The sequence below is a fragment of the Achromobacter deleyi genome (assembly GCF_902859705.1).
GTDB classification, from domain to species: domain Bacteria; phylum Pseudomonadota; class Gammaproteobacteria; order Burkholderiales; family Burkholderiaceae_B; genus Achromobacter; species Achromobacter deleyi.
In genome coordinates this window covers 110423-135087 of the sequence record NZ_CADIJO010000004.1, presented here as the reverse complement: position 1 = coordinate 135087, position 24665 = coordinate 110423, and the positions used below count along the sequence as shown (strand labels likewise).

General features: G+C 65.5%; 21 protein-coding genes. 13 read left to right on the top strand and 8 right to left on the bottom strand.

Translation table 11 applies throughout. The annotated features are described in order from the left end of the window. Window positions 1–170: 170 nt before the first annotated feature. From HV798_RS07705 to ccsB, 3 genes are all read left to right on the top strand, one after another. Window positions 171–872 carry a c-type cytochrome gene (locus HV798_RS07705; protein WP_025136319.1) on the top strand — a complete coding sequence of 234 codons (702 nt, stop codon included), beginning with the start codon at window positions 171–173 and terminating at the stop codon, window positions 870–872. A 118-nt stretch (window positions 873–990) separates the two neighbouring features. Next, the gene (locus tag HV798_RS07700) at window positions 991–3069 is read left to right on the top strand and encodes a cytochrome c biogenesis protein ResB (RefSeq protein WP_025136318.1); all 2079 of its coding nucleotides are present in this window, start codon (window positions 991–993) and stop codon (window positions 3067–3069) included. A gap of 47 nt (window positions 3070–3116) precedes the next feature. Beyond that, entirely contained in the window at window positions 3117–4451 is a 1335-nt protein-coding gene (gene ccsB, locus HV798_RS07695) for a c-type cytochrome biogenesis protein CcsB (RefSeq protein ID WP_025136317.1), read from the top strand. Between the two features lie 63 nt (window positions 4452–4514). Here the strand turns inward: ccsB and lysA are convergent, their stop codons facing one another. After that, complete coding sequence (gene lysA / locus HV798_RS07690) at window positions 4515–5807, bottom strand: diaminopimelate decarboxylase (protein ID WP_175192370.1); 1293 nt, start codon at window positions 5805–5807, stop codon at window positions 4515–4517. Continuing rightward, window positions 5804–5974, bottom strand: coding sequence for an LPS translocon maturation chaperone LptM (gene lptM, locus HV798_RS07685; RefSeq protein ID WP_281360789.1), 171 nt, complete (start codon window positions 5972–5974; stop codon window positions 5804–5806). The genes lysA and lptM overlap by 4 nt, the downstream gene beginning before the upstream one ends. 55 nt (window positions 5975–6029) lie before the next feature. Between lptM and cyaY the strand changes: the two genes are divergently transcribed. Continuing rightward, a complete protein-coding gene (cyaY, locus tag HV798_RS07680) occupies window positions 6030–6359 on the top strand; it encodes an iron donor protein CyaY (RefSeq protein WP_025136314.1) in 330 nt (109 codons plus the stop codon). 51 nt (window positions 6360–6410) lie between these two features. On the opposite strand, the gene HV798_RS07675 is transcribed toward cyaY, so the two are convergent. Then, on the bottom strand, window positions 6411–8858 hold the full coding sequence (locus HV798_RS07675; RefSeq protein ID WP_175192372.1) for a penicillin-binding protein 1A: 2448 nt from the start codon (window positions 8856–8858) through the stop codon (window positions 6411–6413). 259 nt (window positions 8859–9117) lie between these two features. On the opposite strand from HV798_RS07675, the gene HV798_RS07670 reads away from it, so the two are divergent. Genes HV798_RS07670 through HV798_RS07660 form a run of 3 tightly spaced genes read left to right on the top strand, consistent with a single transcriptional unit; the run spans window position 9118 to window position 11839 of the window. Continuing rightward, the gene (locus HV798_RS07670) at window positions 9118–9615 is read left to right on the top strand and encodes a shikimate kinase (protein WP_232786501.1); all 498 of its coding nucleotides are present in this window, start codon (window positions 9118–9120) and stop codon (window positions 9613–9615) included. After that, on the top strand, window positions 9612–10688 hold the full coding sequence (gene aroB / locus HV798_RS07665; protein ID WP_175192373.1) for a 3-dehydroquinate synthase: 1077 nt from the start codon (window positions 9612–9614) through the stop codon (window positions 10686–10688). Before HV798_RS07670 ends, aroB begins: the two co-directional genes overlap by 4 nt. A gap of 23 nt (window positions 10689–10711) precedes the next feature. Further along, entirely contained in the window at window positions 10712–11839 is a 1128-nt protein-coding gene (locus HV798_RS07660) for a deoxyguanosinetriphosphate triphosphohydrolase (RefSeq protein ID WP_175192464.1), read from the top strand. Between the two features lie 51 nt (window positions 11840–11890). Here HV798_RS07660 and HV798_RS07655 read toward each other — a convergent pair whose 3' ends face one another. Further along, on the bottom strand, window positions 11891–12553 hold the full coding sequence (locus tag HV798_RS07655) for a glutathione S-transferase family protein (protein ID WP_175192374.1): 663 nt from the start codon (window positions 12551–12553) through the stop codon (window positions 11891–11893). 29 nt (window positions 12554–12582) lie between these two features. Then, entirely contained in the window at window positions 12583–15438 is a 2856-nt protein-coding gene (uvrA, locus tag HV798_RS07650; protein WP_425486128.1) for an excinuclease ABC subunit UvrA, read from the bottom strand. 179 nt (window positions 15439–15617) lie between these two features. On the opposite strand from uvrA, the gene HV798_RS07645 reads away from it, so the two are divergent. The 6 genes from HV798_RS07645 (at window position 15618) to HV798_RS07620 (ending at window position 20447) form a co-directional block, all read left to right on the top strand. Further along, complete coding sequence (locus tag HV798_RS07645; protein WP_025136307.1) at window positions 15618–16802, top strand: MFS transporter; 1185 nt, start codon at window positions 15618–15620, stop codon at window positions 16800–16802. Between the two features lie 290 nt (window positions 16803–17092). After that, a complete protein-coding gene (gene ssb, locus HV798_RS07640; protein ID WP_175192375.1) occupies window positions 17093–17614 on the top strand; it encodes a single-stranded DNA-binding protein in 522 nt (173 codons plus the stop codon). A 429-nt stretch (window positions 17615–18043) separates the two neighbouring features. Beyond that, entirely contained in the window at window positions 18044–18772 is a 729-nt protein-coding gene (locus HV798_RS07635; RefSeq protein ID WP_175192376.1) for a class I SAM-dependent methyltransferase, read from the top strand. A gap of 201 nt (window positions 18773–18973) precedes the next feature. Then, the gene (locus HV798_RS07630) at window positions 18974–19279 is read left to right on the top strand and encodes a DUF4148 domain-containing protein (protein WP_175192377.1); all 306 of its coding nucleotides are present in this window, start codon (window positions 18974–18976) and stop codon (window positions 19277–19279) included. Window positions 19280–19426: 147 nt separating this feature from the next. After that, a complete protein-coding gene (locus HV798_RS07625) occupies window positions 19427–19732 on the top strand; it encodes a DUF4148 domain-containing protein (protein WP_175192377.1) in 306 nt (101 codons plus the stop codon). A gap of 124 nt (window positions 19733–19856) precedes the next feature. Continuing rightward, a complete protein-coding gene (locus HV798_RS07620) occupies window positions 19857–20447 on the top strand; it encodes a TetR/AcrR family transcriptional regulator (RefSeq protein WP_025136302.1) in 591 nt (196 codons plus the stop codon). Window positions 20448–20531: 84 nt separating this feature from the next. Here HV798_RS07620 and HV798_RS07615 read toward each other — a convergent pair whose 3' ends face one another. The 3 genes from HV798_RS07615 to HV798_RS07605 form a co-directional block, all read right to left on the bottom strand. After that, on the bottom strand, window positions 20532–21386 hold the full coding sequence (locus HV798_RS07615) for a cysteine hydrolase family protein (RefSeq protein ID WP_175192466.1): 855 nt from the start codon (window positions 21384–21386) through the stop codon (window positions 20532–20534). Between the two features lie 308 nt (window positions 21387–21694). Next, window positions 21695–22312 carry a TetR/AcrR family transcriptional regulator gene (locus HV798_RS07610; RefSeq protein WP_025136300.1) on the bottom strand — a complete coding sequence of 206 codons (618 nt, stop codon included), beginning with the start codon at window positions 22310–22312 and terminating at the stop codon, window positions 21695–21697. A 126-nt stretch (window positions 22313–22438) separates the two neighbouring features. After that, complete coding sequence (locus HV798_RS07605) at window positions 22439–24613, bottom strand: malate synthase G (RefSeq protein WP_175192378.1); 2175 nt, start codon at window positions 24611–24613, stop codon at window positions 22439–22441. Between the last annotated feature and the right edge of the window lie 52 nt (window positions 24614–24665).

The following is a 24665-nucleotide window of genomic DNA, read 5'->3' as shown; positions in this document are numbered from 1 at the left end:
CCCCGTGCGCGGAGCCGTCTCTTTTGCTTACTGTTCAGGGCATTTCGGTACCTACCGGCATGTTCCAGGCAGGCAAGACGGGCAAAGCAGGTTCGATACGGTTTTCCAGATGTGCGGGTAGGCGTGGGCGCCTTTTTGCGCCTTGAGCGATGCGATTCGTCGAGGTCTTCATGAAGCGTGTGCTGTCCCGGATGTTGGTTGCGAGCGGGCTGTTGCTCGGCGCCTCCGCCTTATCTACTACGAGTTTCGCCGCCGACGGTGCTGCGGGCCCGGCCAAGCCAGATGCCGCCAAGGGCGGACAGCTGTTTGACCAGGGTGACGCCTCCCGAGGCATCATTGCCTGTGCCTCCTGTCATGGCGCGGCGGGCAACAGCACCATCCCGGTGAACCCCAACCTGGCCGCGCAACCCCACGAATACCTGGTCAAGCAACTGACCGATTTCCAGGTCAAGGCGGGCGCCAAGTTGCCGGTGCGCAATGGCGCGGGCGGCAACCCCACCCCGATGACCGCCATGGCGCAGAACCTGACGCCGGCCGACATGCAGAACATCGCGCTGTACCTGGCGCAGCAGCCTCTGAAAGAGCCCGCCACGGCCGGCTACGAGAAGCTGGTTGATCTGGGTCAAAAGATCTGGCGCGGCGGTTTGCCTGAACGCAATGTTCCCGCGTGCGCGGCATGCCATTCTGCCAACGGCGCGGGCATTCCGGGCCAATACCCCCGTTTGTCGGGTCAGTTCCCCCTGTATATTGAAGAGCAGCTCAAGCTGTTCCGCAGCGGCGATCGCGCCAACGACGTCATGCACGCCGTGGCCGACCGGATGTCGGATGCCGACATCAAGGCCGTGGCGGATTACGCGGCTGGCCTGCGGTAGCCGCTTGCCGGCAACGCGCGCGGCTGGTCCGCGTTCACGCAACCTGAGCGTACGGAACCTGGTTCCGTTACGCGCTGTCTACGAGGGGGGTAGCCGATAGCGCGGCCCCCCTTTTTTCATGAATTCGACTCAGACACACTCTCGTCCCTCTCTGCGCAGCCTGCCCCGCGATCTGTTCGAACTGCTGGGTTCGATGCGTTTTGCCGTCAGCCTGCTGATGTTCATCTGCGTGGCCAGCCTGGTGGGGACGGTACTGCAGCAGAACCGGTCGTCCAGCAACTACATCGACCAGTTCGGCCCGTTCTGGTACGAGGTGTTCGACAAGTTTTCCATCTGGCACGTCTACAACAGCTGGTGGTTCCTGTTGATCATGGCGTTCCTGGTCATTTCGACCTCGGTCTGCCTGATTCGCAACGCGCCCAAGATGCTGCGCGAGGCCAGCTCGTTTCGCGAGCACGTGCGTGGCAGCAGCCTGCGAGCCTTCCCGCACCGCGTCGAAACCGAGGTGTCCAGCGACGTGCCCCAGACCGCGGCCGGCCTGACGGCGCTGCTCAAGCGCATGGGCTATGCGGTGCGCGAGCGCCAGGACAATACGGGGGTGCTGCTGGCGGCCAAGAAGGGCAGCGCCAACCGGCTGGGTTATGTGTTTGCGCACGCCGCCATGGTCATCATCTGTATTGGCGGGCTGCTCGACAGCGAGCTGCCCGTGCGCCTGCAGGTCATGTTCGGCGGCAAGAAGCCCATCGTCGAGAACATGCTGATCTCCGAGGTGCCGGAAAGCGGCCGCCTGTCGGTGGACAACCCCAGCTTTCGCGCCAGCGTGCTGGTGCCCGAGAACGGCCAGGCCAGCACGGCGGTCGTGATGGTCGGCGACGGCGCGTTGGTGCAGCCGATGCCGTTCACGCTCAAGCTCAAGAAATTTGTCGTCGATTACTACTCGACCGGCATGCCCAGCCGCTTTGCCAGTGAAGTGGAAGTGACGGATCCGGATACCGGCAAGTCGTTCGATTCCACCATCGAAGTGAACGAACCGCTGCGCTTCAAGGGCATGACGGTGTATCAATCCAGCTTCGACGATGGCGGCAGCACGGTCGTACTCAAGGGCTATCCGCTGGTGGGCGCCGACAGCGCTACCTTCAACGTCGACGGCACCGTGGGCAAGACCGCCGAAGTCAGCGCGAACACGGCCAAGGGCCCGCGCAGCATGGGCGTGGAAATCACGGCGCTGCGGCCGATCAACGTCGAAGACCTGACCCGTGGCGACCCCAAGGGCGCGAACCAGAGCTTTGCCGAGCACGTGGCATCGGTATCCGGCAGCGCGGCGGGCAAGAAGAATGAAAACCTGCGCAACGTAGGCCCCAGCGTCGAATACAAGCTGATCGACGACGCGGGCCAGGCGCACGAATTCCAGAACTACATGCTGCCGGTGCAATTGGACGGCGCCAGCGTGTTCCTGGCCGGCGTGCGCAACAACGCGTCCGAGCCGTTCCGTTACCTGCGCATTCCCGCGGACGACGACAGTTCGGTAGCGGAATTCATGCGGCTGCGCGCCACCTTGGCCGATCCGGCGGCGCGCCAGGAAGCGGCCCGCCGCTTTGCCGAGCGCAACAGCCCCACCGGCGCCGACCGCCAGCCCTTGCAGACGGCCGCCGAGCGCGCGTTGGAAACCTATTCCGGCGGCGGCTTGCAGGCCGTGGCCGCATTCCTGCAGGCCAATACGCCGCCCGCCGACCTGGAGCGCGCGGCTGACGTCGTGATCCGGCTGATCGGCGCCAGCATGAATGAACTGCGGGGCGTCGAACGCGAACGCGCCGGCTTGCCGCCTGTGCCGACCGAAGGCGCCGATGGCGAGCGCGCCGCGGTGTGGTCGCGCCTGGCGGTGGCGGCCTTGTCCGACCTGACCGTCTACCCGGCGCCGGTGTTCTTCTCGCTGGCCGATTTCAACCACATCCAGGCCAGCGTGTTCCAGGTCAGCCGCACCCCGGGCAAGAACACGGTCTACCTGGGCAGCCTGCTGCTGGTGCTGGGGGTGTTCTCGATGTTCTATATTCGAGATCGCCGTGTCTGGATCTGGGTCCGGCCGCAAGACGGCGGCAGCGGCATCCTGGCGGCGATGACTTCGCAGAAGCGTACACTCGACTTCAATCAAGAGTTCGATCGCTTCAAGCAGGCGCTGCTGCGCCAGAAAGGGTCTTAAGGTTTCTTATGTCCACGACGACCACCACGCATTCCCCCACGCCCGACATGCCTGTGCATGCCGCCTCGCCAGGCAGCCCCTGGGACGAAAGCCTGTCCGAGACCGGCGACAACCGCGCGCAACGCGGTAAACCCGACTGGACCGACGTCGTCTTCTTCCTGTTGCTGGCAGTGGGGGCGGGTTTTGCGCTGACCCGCTACGCCGGCGCCATGGACTACTACGAGAAGATCATCCTGTGCGGCACGGTGCCCGCGCTGGCCTGGCTGGGCTGGCTGTGGCGCCCCTTGCGCCGCCTGATGGTCGCCTGTGCGATCGCGGCCGGCCTGGCGCTCATGCTCTACGGCAACGACCTGGCGCGGGCCGAGCAGGTGTTCTTCCTGAAGTACCTGTTTTCGTCGCAGTCGGCCATTCTCTGGATGAGCGCGCTGTTTGCGCTGGCCATGGTGTGCTACTGGATCGGCGTGGTCAGCCCGACGGCCGCCTGGCTGGGCACGGCCCTGACCTGGGGCGCAGTGTTCGCGGGTGTCACGGGCCTGCTGGTGCGTTGGCGCGAAGGCCACCTGATGGGGCCGGACCTGGGCCACATTCCGGTCAGCAACCTGTACGAAGTGTTCGTGCTGTTCTCGCTGATCACGGCGCTTTTCTACCTGTACTACGAACGCAAATACAAGACGCGCGCGCTGGGCGGCTTCGTGCTGCTGGTGGTGACGTCGGCCGTCGTGTTCCTGCTCTGGTATTCGTTCACGCGCGACGCGGGGCAGATCCAGCCGCTGGTGCCGGCGCTCAAGAGCTGGTGGATGAAGCTGCACGTGCCCGCCAATTTCATCGGCTACGGCACGTTCTCGCTGGCGGCCATGGTCGGCTTTGCCTACCTGGTCAAGCAGCATGGGCAGACCACGTCGTGGTTGAAACTGGCGCCGCTGTTTGTGCTGGGCGTGCTGCTGTGCGCCGAACCGATGGTGTTCCGCACCGACGGCCTGTCGGCGACCTGGATGCTGTATTTCGGCATTGGCGCCGTGATCGTCGGCGCGATCCTGCTGGCGCGGCGCCATATCGCAGCGGCGCTGCCGCCGCTGGAGGTGCTGGACGACATCATGTATCGCGCCATCGCCATCGGTTTCGCCTTCTTCACGGTGGCCACCATTCTGGGCGCGCTGTGGGCGGCCGATGCCTGGGGCGCGTACTGGCAATGGGACCCCAAGGAAACCTGGGCGCTGATCGTCTGGCTGAACTACGCGGCCTGGCTGCACATGCGCCTGATCAAGGGCTTGCGCGGCACCATGGCGGCCTACTGGGCCTTGACGGGCCTGCTGATCACAGGCTTCGCCTTCCTGGGCGTGAACATGTTCCTGTCGGGCTTGCACTCCTACGGCCAGCTCTGACGCCTGGATGACCCACGAAAAAGGCCCCGACGGGGCCTTTTTCACATCTGGACGGCATGCCGCTCAGGGCAGCGTCGATTCGCCCCGCAGCAGATCGTCCAGCGTTTCGCGTTGGCGCACTACATGATAGTGGTCGCCGTCGACCATCACTTCGGCCGCGCGGGGGCGTGTGTTGTAGTTGCCCGCCATGGTCATGCCGTAGGCGCCCGCCGATTCCAGCGCCAGCACGTCGCCTTGTTCCAGAGCCAGCACGCGCTGCCGGGCGAGCCAGTCGGCGCTTTCGCAGACCGGGCCGACGATGTCGTACTCCGTGGCATCGCCCGCGCGCGGCCGAAGGGGGCGCAGCCCGTGCCAGGCCTCGTACAGGGCGGGCCGCAACAGGTCGTTCATGGCGGCATCGACGATGGCGAAATTGCGGGTCTCGTTGTGCTTGAGGTACTGCACGGTGGTCAACAGCACGCCGGCATTGCCGATCAGCGAGCGGCCCGGTTCCAGCACCACGTGCAGGTGGCCTTGGCCGCGGGCCTGCAGCCGCTGGAACACCGGGTCCAGCAAAGCCTTGGGCGAGGGGGGCGTTTCGTCTGCGTAGCGGATACCCAGTCCGCCGCCCAGGTCCAGGTGCGACAGCGGGATGCCGATGGCGTCCAGTTGCTCGACCAGGTCGAGCAGCTTTTCCAGGGCATCTAAATAGGGACTGATGTCGGTCAGCTGTGACCCGATGTGGCAATCCAGGCCGGTGATGTCCAGGCCCGGCAGCAGGCGGGCGCTGCGGTAGGCGTCCAGCGCGCAATCGATGGGGATGCCGAACTTGTTTTCTTTCAGGCCCGTGGAGATGTACGGATGGGTCTGGGCATCGACATCCGGATTGACGCGTAGCGATACCCGGGCGCGCTGGCCCATTTCCTGGGCAACGTCCGACAGACGTTGAAGTTCGGCCTCGGATTCGACGTTGAAGCAGAGCACGCCGGCCGCCAGGGCCGCGCGCATTTCCCAGGCCTGCTTGCCCACGCCGGAGAACACGATCCTGGCGGGGTCGGCGCCGACGGCCAGGGCGCGCTTGAGTTCGCCGCCGGAGACGATGTCGAAACCCGCGCCCAGCCGGACGAATTCTTTCAGGATGGCCAGGTTGGAATTGGCCTTCATGCCGTAGCAGACCAGCACGGGGCGCTGGCCGATGGCGCTGCGGTAGGTATCCCAGGCGCCCTTGAGGGCGGCGCGGGAGTAGACGTAGAGGGGTGTTCCCAGTTTTTCGGCCAGGTGGTCCAGCGGCACGTCTTCGGCGTACAGCACGTTGTTGCGGTACTGGAAGTAGGGGTGCCCGGCCAGTTCGGGCGGAACTGGGAACGCGGCGGTCATGGTAGCGAGGGAGCCGCCGGAATCTGGGGAACCTGGGGCGTCTGCTGCCGCTGCTGGGTACGCTGAGGCGGCTTGCCATCAGGCGTCGGCATATACAAAGGACCCTTGTACCCGCAGGCCGCAACCATGCCGGTCGCCACAAGCGTGGCTACAATGCGAAGAGACATGCGGCTGAATGCCAAATGGAACACTGGGAACTCCGTAATTCTTGCAGGCTCGATTATGACCGAAACCGAATTTCTTGCGTTGATCGACCAGGTGCTGGAAAGCATCGAAAGCCAGGCCGATGACTGGGCGGCTTCGCTCGACGTCGACGTCGAAACCAGCCGCAGCGGCAATGTGCTGACCATGGTGTTCGAAGACAATACCCACGTGGTGGTGAACAGCCAGGCCGCCATGCAGGAACTGTGGGTGGCCGCGCGCAGCGGCGGCTTCCATTACCGCTACGACGGCCAGAACTGGAACGATACCCGAGGCGGACCGAAATTGCCGGACGCCTTGTCCCAGATCTGTTCCGCGGCGGCGGGTGTGCCCGTTACGATCCGCCTGTAGCATTCAATAAAAAAAGGCCGGTTCATGCGAACCGGCCTTTTTCTTTGCGCGTCAGAAAGGAATTTTCTGCGACCAGGGCTGCGCGTTCTGCGTGCCCACGCCCGGCGCGACCTTGATGCGGTTGTCGGCGCCGCTGTCGTTGTTCAGGCCGTTCAGGAACTCGCCCAGCGTGTCGGCCTGGGGCAGGCCCAGACGGGCCACGGCTTGTCCGGGCGGGAATTCCGAGAAATAGTATTCGCCGTTCTCGACGATGATGCCGTCCGGACGGGGGCGCGGCTTTTCTTCCGGCACGCCCTTGAGCACGTCCTGCATGTAGTCGACCCAGATCGGCATGGCCACGCCGCCGCCGGTTTCGCGCGAACCGAGCGACTTGGGCTGGTCAAAGCCCAGCCAGGCGGTGGCGACGAGAGACGGGGTGTAGCCCGAGAACCAGGCATCCACGGATTCGTTGGTGGTCCCGGTCTTGCCGGCGATGTCATTGCGCTTGAGCAGTACGCGGGCGCGGGCAGCGGTGCCGTAGGTGGCCACGCCACGGAGCACGTCGTCCATGATCCAGGCGGTGCGCGGATCGATGGCGCGGGCAGCGGCATCGCCGGCCACGACGGGCTTGGACTGCATCACGATCTTGCCGTTGCTGTCGGTGACGCGGTCGATCAGGTAGGGCGTGATGCGGTAGCCGCCGTTGGCGAACACCGAGAACGCGCCGGCCAGTTGCAGCGGGGTCACGGAACCGGCGCCCAGCGCCAGCGGCAGCACGGCCGGCTGACGCGCCTTGTCGAAGCCAAAGCGGGTCAGGTAGTCCTGGGCGTACTGCGGGCCGATGGCCTGCAGGATGCGGATCGAGACCATGTTCTTGGACTTGTACAGGCCCTGGCGCAGCGTCAGCATGGGCTCGTACTGGTTGCCGTAGTTCTTCGGGTTCCAGGCCTTGGAGCCCGTTTGCGCGGCGGTCAGCTCGAACGGCTGGTCGGAAATCTGCGTGGCCGGCGTCAGGCCGCGTTCGAGCGACGCGGCGTAGATGAACGGCTTGATGTTCGAGCCCGGTTGGCGCCAGGCTTGCGTCACGCGGTTGAAATTGCCGCGGTAGAAGTCGAAGCCGCCGACCATGGCGCGGATGGCGCCATCCTGCGGCGACAGGGCCACGAACGCGGCCTGCACCGACGGCAGGTTGATGATTTCCCAGTTGTCGCCCAGCTTGCGGATGTAGACGACGGAACCGCGCTTGATGCGTTGTTCGGGCTTGGCCTTGTCATTGAGCGCACGGGCCACCACGCCCAGCACCTTCTTGTCGGTGACGGTGATGACTTCGCGCGAGCTGCGGGCCAGCTTGACCTCGGTGGGGCTGGCCGACAGGACCAGCGCGGTCAGCAGGTCGCCGCTGTCGCTGAACTTGTCGAACACGCCGTCCAGGAATTCGTCCAGGGCCTGCGGGTTGTTCTCGGTGCCGGGGGGCAGGTCGAGCTGCTCTTCGGGGCCGGGGTAGGGGGCGCGGCGGGTGTATTCCAGCACGCCTTCGCGTACGGCGCGGTAGGCGGCTTCCTGGTCCTTGGACTGGACCGTGGTGTAGATGTTGATGCCGCGCGAGTAGACGTTGTCCTGGTAGACATTGAACAGCAGCTGGCGGGCCAGTTCGGCCACGTATTCGCCATGGATGGCATAGCCGCCCGCGGGCGTGCCTTCCGCCGACTTCATGACGATCTGCTGCGCCATCGCCTGCTTGTACTCAGGCTCGGTCAGGTAGCCCAGCGACTGCATGCGGCCCAGCACGTAGCGCTGGCGCAGTTCGGCGCGGGGGCGGTTGGAAATCGGGTTGAAGCGCGAAGGGGCCTTGGGGATGCCGGCCAGCATGGCGGCTTCGGCCGGGGTGACTTCCGACAGCGGCTTGCCGAAGTACGTGCGCGAGGCGGCGGCGAAGCCGTAGGCGCGATGCCCCAGATAGATCTGGTTCATGTAGAGCTCAAGGATCTGATCCTTGGTGAGCTCGGATTCGATCTTGAACGTCAGCAGCAGTTCGTAGAACTTGCGCGAGTAGGTCTTTTCGGACGACAGGTAGAAGTTGCGCGCCACCTGCATGGTGATCGTGCTGGCGCCCTGCGTCTTGGACATGTTGATCAGGTTGGTCAGGCCTGCCCGGACCACGCCCGTCCAGTCGATGCCGCCGTGCTGGTAGAAGCGGTCGTCTTCGGCGGCCAGCACCGCGGACTTCATGACGTCCGGGATTTCGTTGAAGCGCAGCACGTTGCGGCGTTCTTCGCCGAACTCGCCGATGAGCACCTTGTCGGCCGTATAGACGCGCAGCGGCACCCGCGGGCGGTAATCCGTCATGGCGTTCAGGTCGGGCAGGTTGGGCCACGCCAGCGCCAGAGCCATCCCCGCCAGCAGGACGCCGCACAGGAACAGGCCGGCACAGAAAATGCCGGTCTTGACGAAAAATCGCAATATCGGGGAACCGCTCTTGGCGGGCTTGTCTTTTTTGGAGGAATTCTGGGGCTTGCTCATCGCGGCGATTTTACGGGTATCTCCGGTCCCGCCTTAGCGAGGCGGATCGGTTTCTGTAACAAGATAGTTCAGTGTGGTGCGCGGGCAACTTGGCGGCAGATGTGATAATGCCGTCATGAACTTTTCCGCTCACTCATGTCCGGAGGCTGACCCGGACCTGGCGCCCTCCGGCGAGGCGCCCGAAAACTTGCCTTGCGCCTCGGAATGCGCAGGCAAGACCGTGTCGTTGCCGCATGACCTGCCCGTCTTCCTGGTGGGGATGATGGGTGCCGGTAAAACGACCATCGGCCGTGGCCTGGCGCGTGCCCTGGGGCGCGAGTTTGTCGATCTGGATCATGAGCTCGAGGCGCGTTGCGGCGTACGGGTGCCGGTAATCTTCGAAATCGAGGGCGAGGCCGGTTTCCGTCGCCGGGAGGCCGCCGCTTTGGAAGAGTGTACCCAACGGCGCAACATAATTCTTGCCACGGGCGGCGGCGCCATCCTGGCGGCCGAAAACCGCCTGCGGTTGCGCCAGCGGGGCATCGTGGTCTATTTGAGGGCCAGCGTGGACGAATTGTTCCGCCGGACTTGCCGCGATCGCAACCGTCCCCTGCTGGCCACCGCCGATCCCCGTGGCACGCTGCGCGATCTGATGACGCTGCGCGAGCCCCTCTATAAAGAAGTAGCCGACCTGGTGGTGGAAACGGGCTCGATGCCCATCCACACCCTGGTCAAGGCGCTGCTGCCGCAATTACAAGCCTTCGAGAAGCAGATATGAACGTTGTTGAGGTCGACACCCCGGGCGGGCAGTACCCGATCCGCATCGCGCCGGGCCGCCTGGACGCCCTGGACCAGAGCATTCCCGCCGACGCCACCGCCATCGCCGTGGTCACCAACCCCACGGTGGCCGCGCTGTACGGCGAACGCGCCGAGGCCGCCCTGGCGCGCACCGGCAAGCGGGTGCTGCGCATCGAATTGCCCGACGGCGAGTCCTATAAAGACTGGCAGTCGCTGAACCTGATCTTCGACGCCCTGTTGACACATCGCCTGGACCGGCGCTGCGTGCTGGTGGCGCTGGGCGGCGGCGTAATCGGCGACATGACCGGGTTTGCCGCCGCGGTGTACATGCGCGGCGTGCGCTTCGTGCAGGTGCCCACGACGCTGCTGGCCCAGGTTGATTCGTCGGTGGGCGGCAAGACGGCCGTGAACCACCCGCTGGGCAAGAACATGATCGGCGCCTTCTACCAGCCGCTGGCGGTGGAAATCGACACCGACGTGCTCAACACCCTGCCGGCGCGCGAAGTCTCGGCGGGCTTGGCGGAAGTCATCAAGTACGGCCTGATCCTGGATCCGGATTTCTGGACCTGGTGCGAGGAAAACGCGCCCAAGCTGCGCAGCCTGGACCCCCAGGCCATCGCCTATGCCATCCGCCGCTCTTGCGAGCTGAAGGCGCAGGTGGTGGGCAAGGACGAGCGCGAATCCGGCCTGCGCGCGATCCTGAACCTGGGCCATACCTTTGGCCACGCCATCGAGGCCGGCCTGGGCTACGGCGCCTGGCTGCACGGCGAGGCCGTGGGCTGTGGCATGGTGCAGGCTGCCGAGCTGTCGGCCGACGTGGCGGGTTTTCCGCGTGCCGATGTGGCGCGCGTGCGCGACCTGGTGGCGGCCATCGGCTGCCCCACGGTGGCGCCCGACCTGGGCGCCGAACGTTGGCTGGACCTGATGCAGGTCGATAAAAAGACCGAGGGCGGTGAAATCCGCTATGTGCTCATGACCCGCATCGGCGAAGCGATGATGCGGGCGGCGCCGGCAGACGCCGTGCGTGCCGTACTGGCCCGAACCACCGAGTAACGACAGGAGTGACGGTGTCGCAGATGAAAGAACTGGCTTCCTATGCATCCGACCCGTCCCGATCGCGCGGCCGGACCTATGCCGAGCCGCCGCCGGAAAACCGCAGCGAATTCCAGCGCGACCGCGACCGCATCGTGCATTCAAGCGCCTTTCGGCGGCTGGAATACAAGACCCAGGTCTTCGTGAACCACGAAGGCGATCTGTTCCGCACCCGGCTGACGCACAGCCTGGAAGTGGCGCAGATCGCGCGCACGCTGGCGCGCAGCCTGGGGCTGTCCGAAGACCTGACCGAAGCCATTTCGCTGGCGCATGACCTGGGCCACACGCCCTTCGGCCATGCGGGCCAGGACGAACTCAATGCCTGCATGCGCGAGCTGGCGCCCGAGGCGGGCGGCTTCGAGCACAACCTGCAGAGCCTGCGCGTGGTGGACGAGCTTGAAGAGCGCTACGCCGACTTCAATGGTTTGAACCTCTGCTTCGAAACGCGCGAGGGCATACTCAAGCATTGCTCGGCGGCGCATGCACGGCAACTGGGCGCCGTGGGCGAACGCTTCCTGTCGCGTACCCAGCCCTCGCTCGAGGCGCAGTTGGCCAACCTGGCTGACGAAGTGGCCTACAACAACCACGATATCGACGACGGCCTGCGCTCGGGCCTCATAACGCTCGAACAATTGCAGGACGTCTCGATTTTCCAGCGGCATCATGCCCAGGTGCTGGATCGCTACCCGGGCCTGGCGTCGCGCCGGGCGGTGGCCGAGACCATTCGCCGCATGATCAATACGCTGATCACCGATCTGACGCAGACGTCGCTGGCACGCATACGCGATGTGGCGCCGGCCAGCGCCGACGACGTACGGCGTGCGCCGCCGCTGGCCGGGTTTTCAGACGTGATTCGCCGCGAAGCCGACGAGCTGAAGAAATTCCTGTTCGACAACCTGTACCGGCACTATCGGGTGCTGCGCATGACCACCAAGGCGCGGCGCATCGTGCGCGAATTGTTTGCAGCCTTCCTGGATGACCCGCGGCTGCTGCCGCCGGACTATCGCCGGGCGGCGTTCAACGAGCAGGCCCGTGCCATTGCGGACTACATCGCCGGCATGACCGACCGCTACGCCATCCGCGAGCACAAGCGCCTGTTCGACATGACGTAGGCCCCGGGAACAGGCGGTTTGCCACGGCGGCAAACCGTCACTGCCACGGTTTCAGCGATTCTTGCGGTAGGGTTCGTCGGCTTCGACGAAGGTGGCCTCGGCGCGTGCATCGCGCATCCATTCCTGCATGGCCGGCAGCGCCAGCACCGCATCCATGTAGTCGCGCACCGGGCCCGCCGCGGCGATGCCATACGTGGTGAAACGCGACACGATCGGCGCAAAGAACGCGTCGGCGATCGAGAACCCACCGAACAGGAACGGGCCGCCCTGGCCGAATTCGGCGCGCGTGTCTTGCCAGATGGCATGTATGCGCGAGATGTCCTGGCGTGCGGCTTCGGGGATATCGATGCCGGGCAGGTGGGCTTCGATGTTCATGGGCAGGGCCTGGCGCAGTGCGCCAAAGCCGCTGTGCATCTGCGCGGCCAGCGAGCGGGCCCGCCCACGGGCACGGGCATCCTGCGGCCACAGGCGGGCCTCGGGGTGCTGTTCGGCAACGTATTCGCAGATGGCCAGCGAATCCCACACGGCGAATTCGCCATCCAGCAGCACCGGCACCAGGCCGGCCGGGGTCAGCGGGCCCAGGCTGCGGGCGAAGTCCTCGGTGAACAAGCCCAGCTTTTGCTCGGTGAATGCGACACCGGTGGCGCGCAGGGCGAGCCAGGGGCGCAAGGACCACGACGAATAGTTCTTGTTGCCGATGATCAAGGTGTACATGTCGATTCCCCTATGTGGAGCCGCGCCCGTCAACCGCCGGGCGTGCGGCGCAGCAGTTTGCCCAGATAGTGTCCCGTATGGCTGCCCGGGGCGTCGGCGACGTCTTCGGGGGTGCCTTGCGCCACCACGCGGCCGCCGCCGTCGCCGCCTTCGGGGCCCATGTCGACCAGCCAGTCCGCCGTCTTGATGACGTCCAGGTTGTGTTCGATGATCAGCACGGTGTTGCCGCTGTCCACCAGTTGGTTCAGCACCTGCAGCAGCAGTTCGATGTCGCGGAAATGCAGGCCGGTGGTGGGTTCATCCAGGATGTACAGCGTGCGGCCGGTGCTGCGCCGCGATAGTTCCTGGGACAGCTTGACGCGCTGCGCTTCGCCGCCGGACAGCGTCGTGGCGCTTTGGCCCAGCCGGATATACGACAGGCCCACGTCGATCAGCGTATGCAGCTTGCGCGCAATGGCCGGTACCGATTCGAAGTATTCCAGCGCCTGCTCGACGGTCAGGTCCAGCACCTCGCTGATGTTGCGGCCGCGATAGCGGATTTCGAGCGTTTCGCGGTTGTAGCGCTTGCCGTGGCAGACGTCGCAGGGCACGTACATGTCGGGCAGAAAGTGCATTTCCACCTTGACCACGCCGTCGCCCTGGCAGGCTTCGCAGCGTCCGCCCTTGACGTTGAAGCTGAAGCGGCCGGGATCGTAGCCGCGCGTGCGCGCCTCGGGCACGCCCGCGAACAATTCTCGGATGGGCGTGAACAGGCCGGTGTAGGTGGCCGGGTTGCTGCGCGGCGTGCGGCCGATGGGGCTTTGGTCGACGCTGATGATCTTGTCGAAGTTTTCAAGCCCCTGCATAGACACGTAAGGCGCGGGTTCGCTTTGCGCATGATGCAGCGCGCGCGACACCGCCACGGCCAGCGTGTCGTTGACCAGGGTCGACTTGCCCGACCCCGACACGCCGGTCACGCAGATCAGCCGGCCCGCGGGCAGGCGCAAGTCCACGGTTTTCAGGTTGTTGCCGCTGGCGCCGGTGAGCGTCAGCCAGGGCAGGTCGTCGGTGACCGGGCGGCGCTCTGGAATGGCGATGGCGCGCTTGCCGCTCAGGTACTGGCCCGTGAGCGAATTGGGATCGCGCTGCACGGTGTCGGGATCGCCTTGCGCCACGACTTCACCGCCATGCTCGCCCGCGCCGGGTCCCATGTCCACGACCCAGTCGGCCATGCGGATCATGTCTTCGTCGTGTTCGACCACGATGACGCTGTTGCCCAGGTCGCGCAGGTGCTGCAGGGTGCCGATCAGGCGGTCGTTGTCGCGCTGGTGCAGGCCGATGGAGGGTTCGTCCAGCACGTACATGACGCCGGTCAGGCCCGAGCCGATCTGGCTGGCCAGGCGAATGCGCTGTGCCTCGCCGCCGGAGATGGTGTCGGCGCTGCGGTCCAGCGACAGGTAGTTCAGGCCGACGTTGTTCAGGAAGCTCAGGCGCGCCTCGATCTCGCGCACGATGCGCTGGGCGATCTCTTGCTTGGCGCCGGTCAGCGTCAGATCGCGAAACCACGCCAGGCAGGTCGACAGCGGCATGGCTTCGACTTCGTAGATGGCCTGGCCGTGGCGTTCGCCGCCGCGCGGATCGTGGCCGATCAGCACATTGCGGGCCTCGGGCCGCAGGCGCGAACCGCCGCAATCCGGGCAGGTCTTGATGTTGCGGTACTTGCCGAGTTCTTCGCGCACGGTGGCCGAATCGGTTTCGCGCCAGCGGCGTTCCAGGTTGGGGATCACGCCTTCGAAGGTGTGGCGCTTGACGGTGCTGCGGCCCTTTTCGTTCAGGTAGAGGAACGAGATTTCTTCTTCGCCGGAGCCGTACAGCACCTTGTCGCGCAGCGTCTCGGGCAGGTCTTCGAAGGGCGCTTCGATATCGAATTCGTAGTGCGCGGCCAGGCTGGTCAGCAGCGAATGGGTAAAGGCGTTGCGGCGGTCCCAGCCGCGGATGGCGCCGGCCGCCAGGCTGAGTTCGGGGAAGGCGACCACGCGCTTGGGGTCGAAGAACCCGACCTGGCCGATGCCGTCACAGCTGGGGCAGGCGCCCATCGGGTTGTTGAAACTGAACAGGCGCGGTTCCAGTTCCGGCAGGCTGTGGCTGCAGACGGGGCAGGCGTAGCGGCTGGAGAAGACCTGTTCGCGAGTGCTGTCCATGTCGAGCGCCAGCGCGCGGCCGTCGGCCAGCTGCAGGGCGGTTTCGAAGCTTTCGGCCAGACGCTGCTTGCTTTCGGGCTTGATGCGCAACCGGTCGATCACGACATCAATGTCGTGCTTCTCGGTTTTCTTGAGGGGCGCCATGCCGTCGATTTCGACCATCTGGCCGTCTACGCGCAGGCGTACATAGCCTTGCGCCTGCAGGCTGGCGCATTCGTCTTCGAAGCTGCCTTTCTTGCCGCGCGCGATGGGGGCCAGCACCGCCAGCCGGGTCTCGGCCGGCCAGGACAGCACCGCGTCCACCATCTGGCTGACGCTCTGGGCCTGCAACGGCAGGCCGTGATCGGGGCAGTAGGGCGTGCCGACCCGCGCATACAGCAGGCGCAGGTAGTCGTGGATCTCGGTGATGGTGCCGACCGTGGAGCGCGGATTGTGCCCCGCGGCCTTCTGCTCGATGGAGATCGCCGGCGACAGGCCTTCGATCAGGTCCACGTCGGGCTTGTCCATCAGTTGCAGGAACTGGCGCGCATAGGCGGAAAGGCTTTCGACGTAGCGCCGTTGCCCTTCCGCGTAGAGCGTGTCGAACGCCAGCGAGGACTTGCCCGAGCCGGACAGGCCCGTCACCACCACCAGCTTGTGGCGCGGCAGATCCAGCGAGACGTTCTTGAGATTGTGGGTGCGAGCACCCCGAATGCGTATGGTCACGTCTATCGGGCTCTTTTAAGCGGTTGCAAAGGCCAACTTGGTACTATAGCGCGCCGAGTCCTCCCCCGTACGGGGGCGTTCGCCAAGATAGCTTGATGCGGACCCGGCGCCCAGGATCAGACCGTAAGCGCATGACATCCGTCAGCGCGGCCGGCCCTCGTCATCGTCTAGATTTCCGCATGCCGGCAGATACCAAACTGAAATTGACCCCTTCCGAGCGCCGCGCCAGCGTGGCGCTGGCCGGCCTGTTCGCCGCGCGGATGCTGGGGTTGTTCCTGTTGTTGCCCGTTTTCGCCGTTGCCGCCCGCGGCCTGCCCGGGGGCGACGACCCGGCGCGCGTGGGCCTGGCGCTGGGCATGTATGGCCTGACCCAGGCTTTCATGCAGATTCCGTTCGGCCTGGCGTCCGACCGCTGGGGCCGCCGGCCCGTGGTGATCTTCGGCCTGCTGCTGTTCGTGGCGGGCAGCATTGTCTGTGCCCAGGCGACCGACGTGTTCTGGATCACCATCGGCCGCGCCATCCAGGGCGCCGGCGCCATCTCGGCCGCCGTGACGGCCTGGCTGGCCGACGCCACCCGGGACGAGGTCCGCACCCGGGCCATGGCCATGGTGGGCGGATCCATCGGCCTGTCGTTCGCGGTGTCGTTGGTGCTGTCGCCGGTGCTGGTGGGCTGGTGGGGGCTGTCGGGCCTGTTCTGGACCATTGCCTGTCTGGGCGTGATCTGCCTGGGCGTGGCGCGCTGGGTCGTGCCGGTGGTGCCGCGCACGCAGGCCCGCAGCATGCAGGCGGCCAGCCCGCGCCAGGTGCTGACCCACCGCGACCTGTTGCGGCTCAATTTCGGCGTCTTCGTGCTGCACCTGATCCAGGTGTCGTTGTTCGTGGTGGTGCCGGCGCTGCTGGCCAAGGTGGGCGGCCTGGACGCGCGCGAACTCTGGAAGGTCTACCTGCCGGTCATCCTGGTGTCGTTCGTGCTGATGGTGCCGGTGGTGTTCGTGGCGGAAAAGCGCCGCGCGCACCGTGGCGCCCTGCGAGGCGCGGTGGCGGGCCTGGTGCTGGTATGCGCGCTGCTGCCGGCGGCGAGCCATGGCTTTTACACCCTGGCGGTGGCCTTGACCGGCTTTTTCGTGGCGTTCAATGTGCTCGAAGCCCTGCAGCCGTCGCTGGTGTCGCGCGTGGCGCCGCAGGCCTACAAGGGCTTGGCGCTGGGGTTCTACAACACGGCCCAGGCCGCCGGCCTGTTCACCGGCGGTGCGCTGGGCGGCTGGGTGGCCTCGCATTCGGGCGCGGGGGCGGTGTTTGTCGGCGCCGCGGTGCTGGCGGCCTTGTGGCTGGTCGTGACCTGGGCGCTCAAGCCCCTGGCCTAGCGGGCCGGGCAATGCCGGGGGCGGAAAGTCGCGGATCGCGCCGCCAACGGTGTCCAACAGCGCTGAAATCGTTTCCCGGGCAGGATGTCTTTGTCACGATTGCGGTTTGGCGCGGCAGGCGCTTTTCGTCGATAATACTAGCCAAATTAGGGCTTCACCGGCATCGCCGGTCATCGCTATGATGACCGGCGAGTTTCATGAAGCCGGTCTTCAACATTGCTATTTATGTTGTTGCCGGCGTGTCCGCGGCAACGCGTGGCGCAGGCTGTCAACAACAGAGGGACAACGGCATGGCATCGGTTAACAAAGTCATTCTCGTGGGCAACCTGGGTCGCGACCCGGAAGTCCGCTACAGCCCCGACGGGGCCGCAATCTGCAACATGTCCATCGCCACCACCTCGTCCTGGAAGGACAAGGCCAGCGGCGAGAAGCGCGAAGAAACCGAATGGCACCGCGTCGTCATGTATAACCGCCTGGCCGAAATCGCCGGCGAATACCTGAAGAAGGGCCGCTCGGTCTACATCGAAGGCCGCCTGAAGACCCGCAAGTGGCAAGACAAGGATACCGGCGCCGATCGCTACAGCACTGAAATCGTCGCTGACCAGATGCAGATGCTGGGTGGCCGCGAAGACGGCGGTGGCGGTGGCGGCAGCTACGGTGGCGGCGGTGGCTACGACGATGCGCCCGCGCGCCAGCCGCAGCAACGCGCTCCGGCTCAGCGCCCGGCGCCGCAGCAACGTCCGGCCCCCCAATCGGCCCCGGCCGGTGGCGGCGCCAACCTGGCCGACATGGACGACGATATCCCGTTCTGATCGCGTCATCGCGATGGTGCGCCGACCGCGCATCATCAACATAGCCCGGCAAGCCTTGCGGCCGCCGGGCTTTTTTGTGTCCGTTGCCTGGCCGTAGCAGCGGCTGTCCACAGGCTACGCACAGCCTGTCCACAGCTTGCCCACCGATTTTCAGGGCTTTTCCACCGGTTATGCACAAGGGGGCGGGCAGGCAATGAGCGAGCGGGAATCCGTTCACGCAGGCAAACTACCTGCCCGATTTCCGGCTTTTCGACTGGGCTGGCCTGGATCGCCGCAGTCCACCTGGGTTTGCCGGCGATACCCCCGTGTGCTGTCCACAGGCTGCGCACAGCATCTCCACAGCTTGCCCACCGATAATCGGGGCTTTTCCACAGCTTGTTAACAGGGGTAGTCTGAAAGGCCCGCCCGTCATGCCCGCGAGAGAGCCAAATGACCCAGAACATCTACGACACGCCGGAATTCTTTGAAGGCTATAGCCAGATGGCCCGCTCGGTGCATGGCCTGGATGGTGCGCCCGAGTGGCCGGCGCTGCGGGCGCTGGTGCCCGATGTGAAGGGCCGCGACGTGGTCGACCTGGGGTGCGGCTTCGGCTGGTTCTGCCGTTGGGCCGATGAGCAAGGGGCTGCCAACGTGCTGGGGTTGGACGTGTCCGAAAACATGCTTGCGCGGGCACGTGACACCACTCGCAGCGCCACGATCCGGTATCAGCGGGCCGATCTGGACCAGTTGCAGCTACCGCCGCAAAGCGTCGACCTGGCCTATAGCTCGTTGACGCTGCATTACCTGGAACATCTGCCCACGCTGTTCGCCACGGTGCACCAGGCGCTCAAACCGGGCGGGCGCTTCGTGTTTTCGGCCGAGCACCCGATCTACACGGCGCCGACGCGGCCCGGTTTCGTCCAGGATGCCGCGGGGCAGCGCATCTGGCCGTTGAATCAGTACGCGCTGCGGGGCCCGCGGACCACCGACTGGCTGGCCAAGGGCGTCATCAAGCAGCACCGCACCGTGGGGGACTACGTGAACCTGTTGATCGAAGCGGGTTTCTCGCTGGCGCACCTGGACGAATGGGCGCCCACCGCGGCCCAGCTTGCCGCCCAGCCTGCGTTGGCCGAAGAACAGGACCGACCCATGATGCTGCTCGTGGCTGCAGACCGTTGAAATATCTGGTTTCACAATAACCGCTTGCGCTATCTATCTAGTAGTAGGTAAGATTCATCCATCGACGCAGCAAACCCAGCAACACCGCAGCGTCGCCCCAAACCAGAAATACAGTAGTCCCCTTTTTATTTGTCTTGCTATCTACCTATAAGTAGATAGTTTAACTGAAACAACCTAGCCATCGCTATCTGGAGATCCATCATGAAGACCCTCGTATCCGCCCTGATCCTGTCCGCCTCGTTCATCGGCGCCGCCCAAGCCGGCGAACTGGACTATCCGCCCGCCGCGAACACCCAAAGCACGGTGACCCGCGCCCAGGTGCAGCAAGAACTGGCCGCCGCCCGCGCCAATGGTGAACTGGTCACCAACGAAGAAGGCTACGCCGCCACTGCTTTCGCCAGCGCCGGTGACAAGAGCCGCGCCCAAGTGAAGCAGGAACTGGCTGCTGCCCGCGCCCAAGGCCTGACCGAAAGCGGCGAACTGGACTATCCCCCCGTTCAAGGCTGATTTTTTTTGGCTGGACGTCTATCTATAGATAGGTAGCCTTATTCGGGCCTGGCCGCAATGTCGGCAGCAAGACCAAACAGCAAGACCCAAGCAGCAACCCCCTGAACAGCAAGCCAAGCATCACCCCATCCTTACTGGAGATCCACCATGAAGACCCTCGTATCCGCCCTGATCCTGTCCGCCTCGTTCATCGGCGCCGCCCAAGCCGGCGAACTGGACTATCCGCCCGCCGCGAACACCCAAAGCACGGTGACCCGCGCCCAGGTGCAGCAAGAACTGGCCGCCGCCCGCGCCAATGGTGAACTGGTCACCAACGAAGAAGGCTACGCCGCCACTGCTTTCGCCAGCGCCGGTGACAAGAGCCGCGCCCAAGTGAAGCAGGAACTGGCTGCTGCCCGCGCCCAAGGCCTGACCGAAAGCGGTGAACTGGACTACCCGCCCGTTCAAGGCTGAGTCTGATGCCGAACGATGCGGACTCCGGGGGGCGGGATATTTCCCGGCCGGAGTCCGCACGGTTGTTCCGGCCCGGGGAAACCCGCCGATGACGAACCGATCTATTAGTAGGTAATATTCAGCCATGGACACTCCGACTCCCAACACCACCCGCGACCAGCTGCTGGCCCATGCCGAGAAGCTGATCCGTACCCGCGGTTGCAATGGCTTCAGCTATCGCGACCTGGCTGAGCATGTGGGCGTGAAGACGTCCAGCATTCACTACTACTTTCCTGGCAAGGACGACCTGCTCTACGAGGCCGTCGAAGCCTACAGCGCCCGTGCGCTGGCCTCGGTGCGCAGCATCGATACCGCCCAACCGGCCCACGCCCAGCTTGAAGCCTATCTGTCGATGATGGAATCGAAGGCCTGCAGCAGTGGCGAGCTGTGCCTGGGCGGCATGCTGGCCGCCGAAGTCATGAGCCTGCCCGAGCGCGTGCGTGGCGCCTTGCAAGGATTCTTCCGGGCGCACGAAGTCTGGCTGACCCGGGTGCTGGCGCAAGGCGCTGAAGAAGGCACATTGAAATTCTCGGGCACCGCCGAAGCGGCCGGACGCGCGGTGTTCGCCACCGTGCAGGGTTGCCTGCTGGTGTCTCGTCTGTTCCAGGCGCCGCCCGCCTTGTGCGAGGCGATCAGCGCCCTGTATGTGGAATGCCAGGATAAGCCGGCGGCTTGATCTGCCCACCGGTTTGTCGCCACGGCCGCACAGCGCAAGCGTGCGGCCGTTGTCTTTGGGGCGCCGCCGTGTTGGCGGGCAGGCTCAGGCCAGTGCGCGCGCCATGTCCACGCTGCTGCGCGCCTGCATGCCCAGATCGCGCATGCGTTGCAGAAAACTGGACTGGGCGTCGTCGAACCCGGTGACCGGGCTGATGCAATCGGTCAGCAGCACGACGCGCGACAGATTGCCGCCCGGCAGGTATTCACCGATGTGCTCGACCGTGGCCTTGACGCAGTGGCTACCGGCAACGCCTGCGACGACGATGAGATCGGCGCGATCCAGCGAGTCGAGCAGGTTGCGGTTGAGCTGGCTACGGGGATCGTCGGCGTCGGGCACCTCGGCCATCAGCGCACTGTAGTGTTCCGTCCACGGGTTGGTGCCCTTGGGCACCTTGCGCACGATGAATTGGCCCGCGTCTTCCCAGCGGCTGTAGGCGGCGCGCACATCCGGGTGGACATTGTGGCCCCAGGTGCCGATTTCGCAGTGCACGGGCCACACCATCAGGGTGTAGCGGCCGCGCACCTCCAGTTCATCCAGATAGGACAGCGTGCGCGGCAGGTCATCGACATGCCGGGGCTGGAAAGCACCCGAACGCACCTGGCTGGCCGTGATAGGCGTGAATGGGGCGACTGGCCGGCCGTCGCCCGTGCGCCAGAACGTCGGGTGGGCAATGTCCAGTCGATGATGCGAATCCAGCGTGACGGTCACGGCGGACAACGCCGGCGCGGCGGCGTCGATGAATCGCGCCAGCCGCTGCATGTCGCCATGCGCGCCGGGCACCGGCAGCGCGGGCATGATGGCCTGGCCGGTCAGGGGATCGGCGGGCAGGTAACCCTTCGGCAGATCGCAGAAATCGTTCTGCGGATCGATGATCAGTAGATGAACAGAGCGCGACATGAGGGCGGGGGCGGGGAGTGAATACGGAATATAGACCGGGATGCCCGCGCCGGGCGAGTTCATTGCGTTTGCCCTGTTGGGGTCGAGCCATCCCGCCAGGCAGGACATGCTAGAACAGCACGAGATGACGGGCGCAGTCCGGCAATTGCCGCAGCAAGGCGCGCCACAGGAACCAGATGCGTGCCAGCGCCGCCACCCCGACTGCTGCTGCGATGTAGAAAACCATGACCCGCTCCATTTTTCAATAAATTCGCACGACCGTGCGAAATTGGCTGCAAGAAATGCCGGCTCGCGCCGGCGCCAGGGGATTATTCGATGTACTTGAAGCTGCGATACGTGGAAATCAGACGCTCGTAGGCGGCGCGCACCCGCTCGTGCGCCTTGGGATCCCGCAGGAAGCGGGCGTCGTGCATCAGCCCGATCATCAGGCTGTAGACCTCGAACACCAACTGTTCGGGATCCGTGTCCGGACGCAGGTGGCCGGCCTCCAGCGCCTGCTGCACGGTGCGTACCATCGCGGCGCGCCAGCCGCGCAGATGTTCTTCGACCACCGAGCGCAAGGGCGTATCGACGTCGTCGTATTCAAAGGCGCCGGCAACATAGATGCAGCCAGTCAGCAGTTCGACATTGCAGGCGCGTTCGATCCAGTGGGCCACCAGCGCATTCAGACGAGGCAGCCCGCGGGGTTGCGCCATGGCGGGGGTGAACACGGCGGCCACGAAGCGGCGGTCGTACTCGTCCAGCACCGCCTGTTGCAGCGCTTCGCGCGAACCGACCCGCGAGAACACGCCGCTCTTGCTGATCCCCAGCCGCTTGGCGACCTGGCCGAGCGACAGGCTCTCCAGCCCCTGGGCGGCGGCCATGTCCAGGGCCGCGTCCACAATGGCCGCGAAAGTCAGCTCGCTCTTTTCAGTCAGGGCAGTCATGCCCGAAATTTAGCACGATCGTGCGAAACCGGGAGATTTATTTGCCGCCACTGCCGGTCGCGGCGGCCAAAGAAAAACCGGGCCGCTTGCGCGGCCCGGCGGGGTGATGCGGATCTGGCGGAATGATCAGGCCCGGGCGGCCTTGAATTCCAGGCGGAACTTGTGCAGCAAAGGCTCGGTGTAGCCGTTGGGCTGGGTCAGGCCTTCGAACACCAGCGCGCAAGCAGCCTTGAACGCCAGCGAGCCCTCGAAGTTGCCGGCCATGGGCAGGTACTGGGGGTCTGCGGCGTTCTGGCCATCAACCACCTTGGCCATGCGCTTGAAGGTTTCCATGACCTGGTCGCGGTTCGTCACGCCGTGGCGCAGCCAGTTGGCGATGTGCTGGCTGGAGATGCGCAGCGTGGCGCGGTCTTCCATGAGGCCGACGTTGTGGATGTCGGGCACCTTGGAGCAGCCGACGCCCTGGTCGATCCAGCGGACCACGTAGCCCAGGATGCCCTGGACGTTGTTGTCGAGCTCTTGCTGGATGTCGGCGGCGGACCACTTCGAGCGGTCGCCGACGGGCACCGTCAAGAGGCCGGCCAGCAGATCGTCGCGAACGCTGTCGAGCTTGGTGCGTTCGAGTTCCTGTTGCACGGCCTGCACATCCACCTGGTGGTAGTGCAGCGCATGCAGGGTGGCGGCGGTGGGCGAGGGCACCCAGGCGGTGTTGGCGCCGGCCTTGGGGTGGGCAATCTTCTGTTCGAGCATGGCGGCCATCAGGTCGGGCATGGCCCACATGCCCTTGCCGATCTGGGCGCGGCCGCGCAGGCCGGCATCCAGGCCGACCAGCACGTTGTTGCGTTCGTAGGCGGTGATCCAGGCGGTGGACTTCATGTCGCCCTTGCGCAGCATGGGGCCGGCTTCCATGCTGGAATGCATTTCGTCGCCAGTGCGGTCCAGAAAGCCCGTGTTGATGAACGCCACGCGCGCAGCCGCGGCCTGGATGCAGGCCTTCAGGTTGATGCTGGTGCGGCGCTCTTCGTCCATGATGCCCATTTTCAGGGTGTTGCGCGGCACACCGAGCAGGTCTTCGACGCGGTCGAACAATTCGCTGGCGAAGGCGGCTTCGGCCGGGCCATGCATCTTGGGTTTGACGATGTAGACCGAACCCGTGCGCGAATTGAGCTTGCGTTCGCGGTCGTGCAGGGCGGCCAGGCTGGTGACCACGGCGTCCAGGATGCCTTCGGGAATTTCCTGCCCATCGCGGTCGAGCACGGCCGGGTTGGTCATGAGGTGGCCGACGTTGCGCACGAACATCAGCGAGCGGCCGTGCAGGCTCAGCGGGGCGCCGTTGGCGCCGGTGTATTGGCGGTCAGCGTTGAGCTTGCGGGTGAAGGTCTTGCCGGCCTTGGTGACGGCTTCGGTCAGGTCGCCCTTCATCAGGCCGAGCCAGTTGCGGTAGATGTGGACCTTGTCGTCGGCGTCGACAGCCGCGACCGAGTCTTCGCAGTCCATGATGGTGGTCAGCGCGGCTTCGACCAGCACGTCTTTGACGCCGGCGGCATCGGTGGCGCCGATGGCGTGGCTGCGGTCGACCTGGATTTCGAAATGCAGGCCGTTGTTCTTGAGCAGCACAGCCGTGGGGGCGTCGGCGTTGCCTTGATAGCCCACGAACTGCGACGGCGCCTTGAGCGTGGTGGCGCCGTTTGCGAGCGCGACGCTGAGCTGGCCGTTCTTGACCGTGTAGCCGCGGGCGTCGGCGTGCGAGCCTTGCGCCAGCGGTGCGGCGGTATCGAGGAAGCTGCGGGCGCGGGCGATGACGGCGGCGCCGCGTTCGGGGTTGTAGCCCTTGCCGGTGTCGCCAGGCGTGGCAGGGATGGCGTCGGTGCCGTAGAGCGCGTCGTAGAGGCTGCCCCAGCGCGCGTTGGCGGCGTTCAAGGCGTAGCGCGAGTTCGACACCGGCACCACCAGTTGCGGGCCGGCCTGCTGCGAGATTTCGGTGTCGACGTGGTCGGTGGTGGCGCGCACGCTGGCCGGCTGCGGCAGCAGGTAACCGATGCCTTCCAGGAACTTGCGGTAGGCGGCCGGGTCGGCGATGGGGCCCGGATGGGCGCGGTGCCAGGTATCGAGTTCGGCCTGCAGGCGGTCGCGTTCGGCCAGCAGGGCGCGGTTCTTGGGGGCCAGGTCGTGCACCAGGGCCGAGAACCCCTTCCAGAAGGCGTCGGCGTCCAGGCCGGAGCCGGGCAACGCTTCCTTTTCGATGAACTGGCTGAGATTGGCCGCCACTTGCAGGCCGTGGTGCTGGGTGCGTTGAGTCATGCGAGTCTCTGGTAAGGAGGTCTGGGCGGCGCGCGCGCCGGGCGAATCTGTC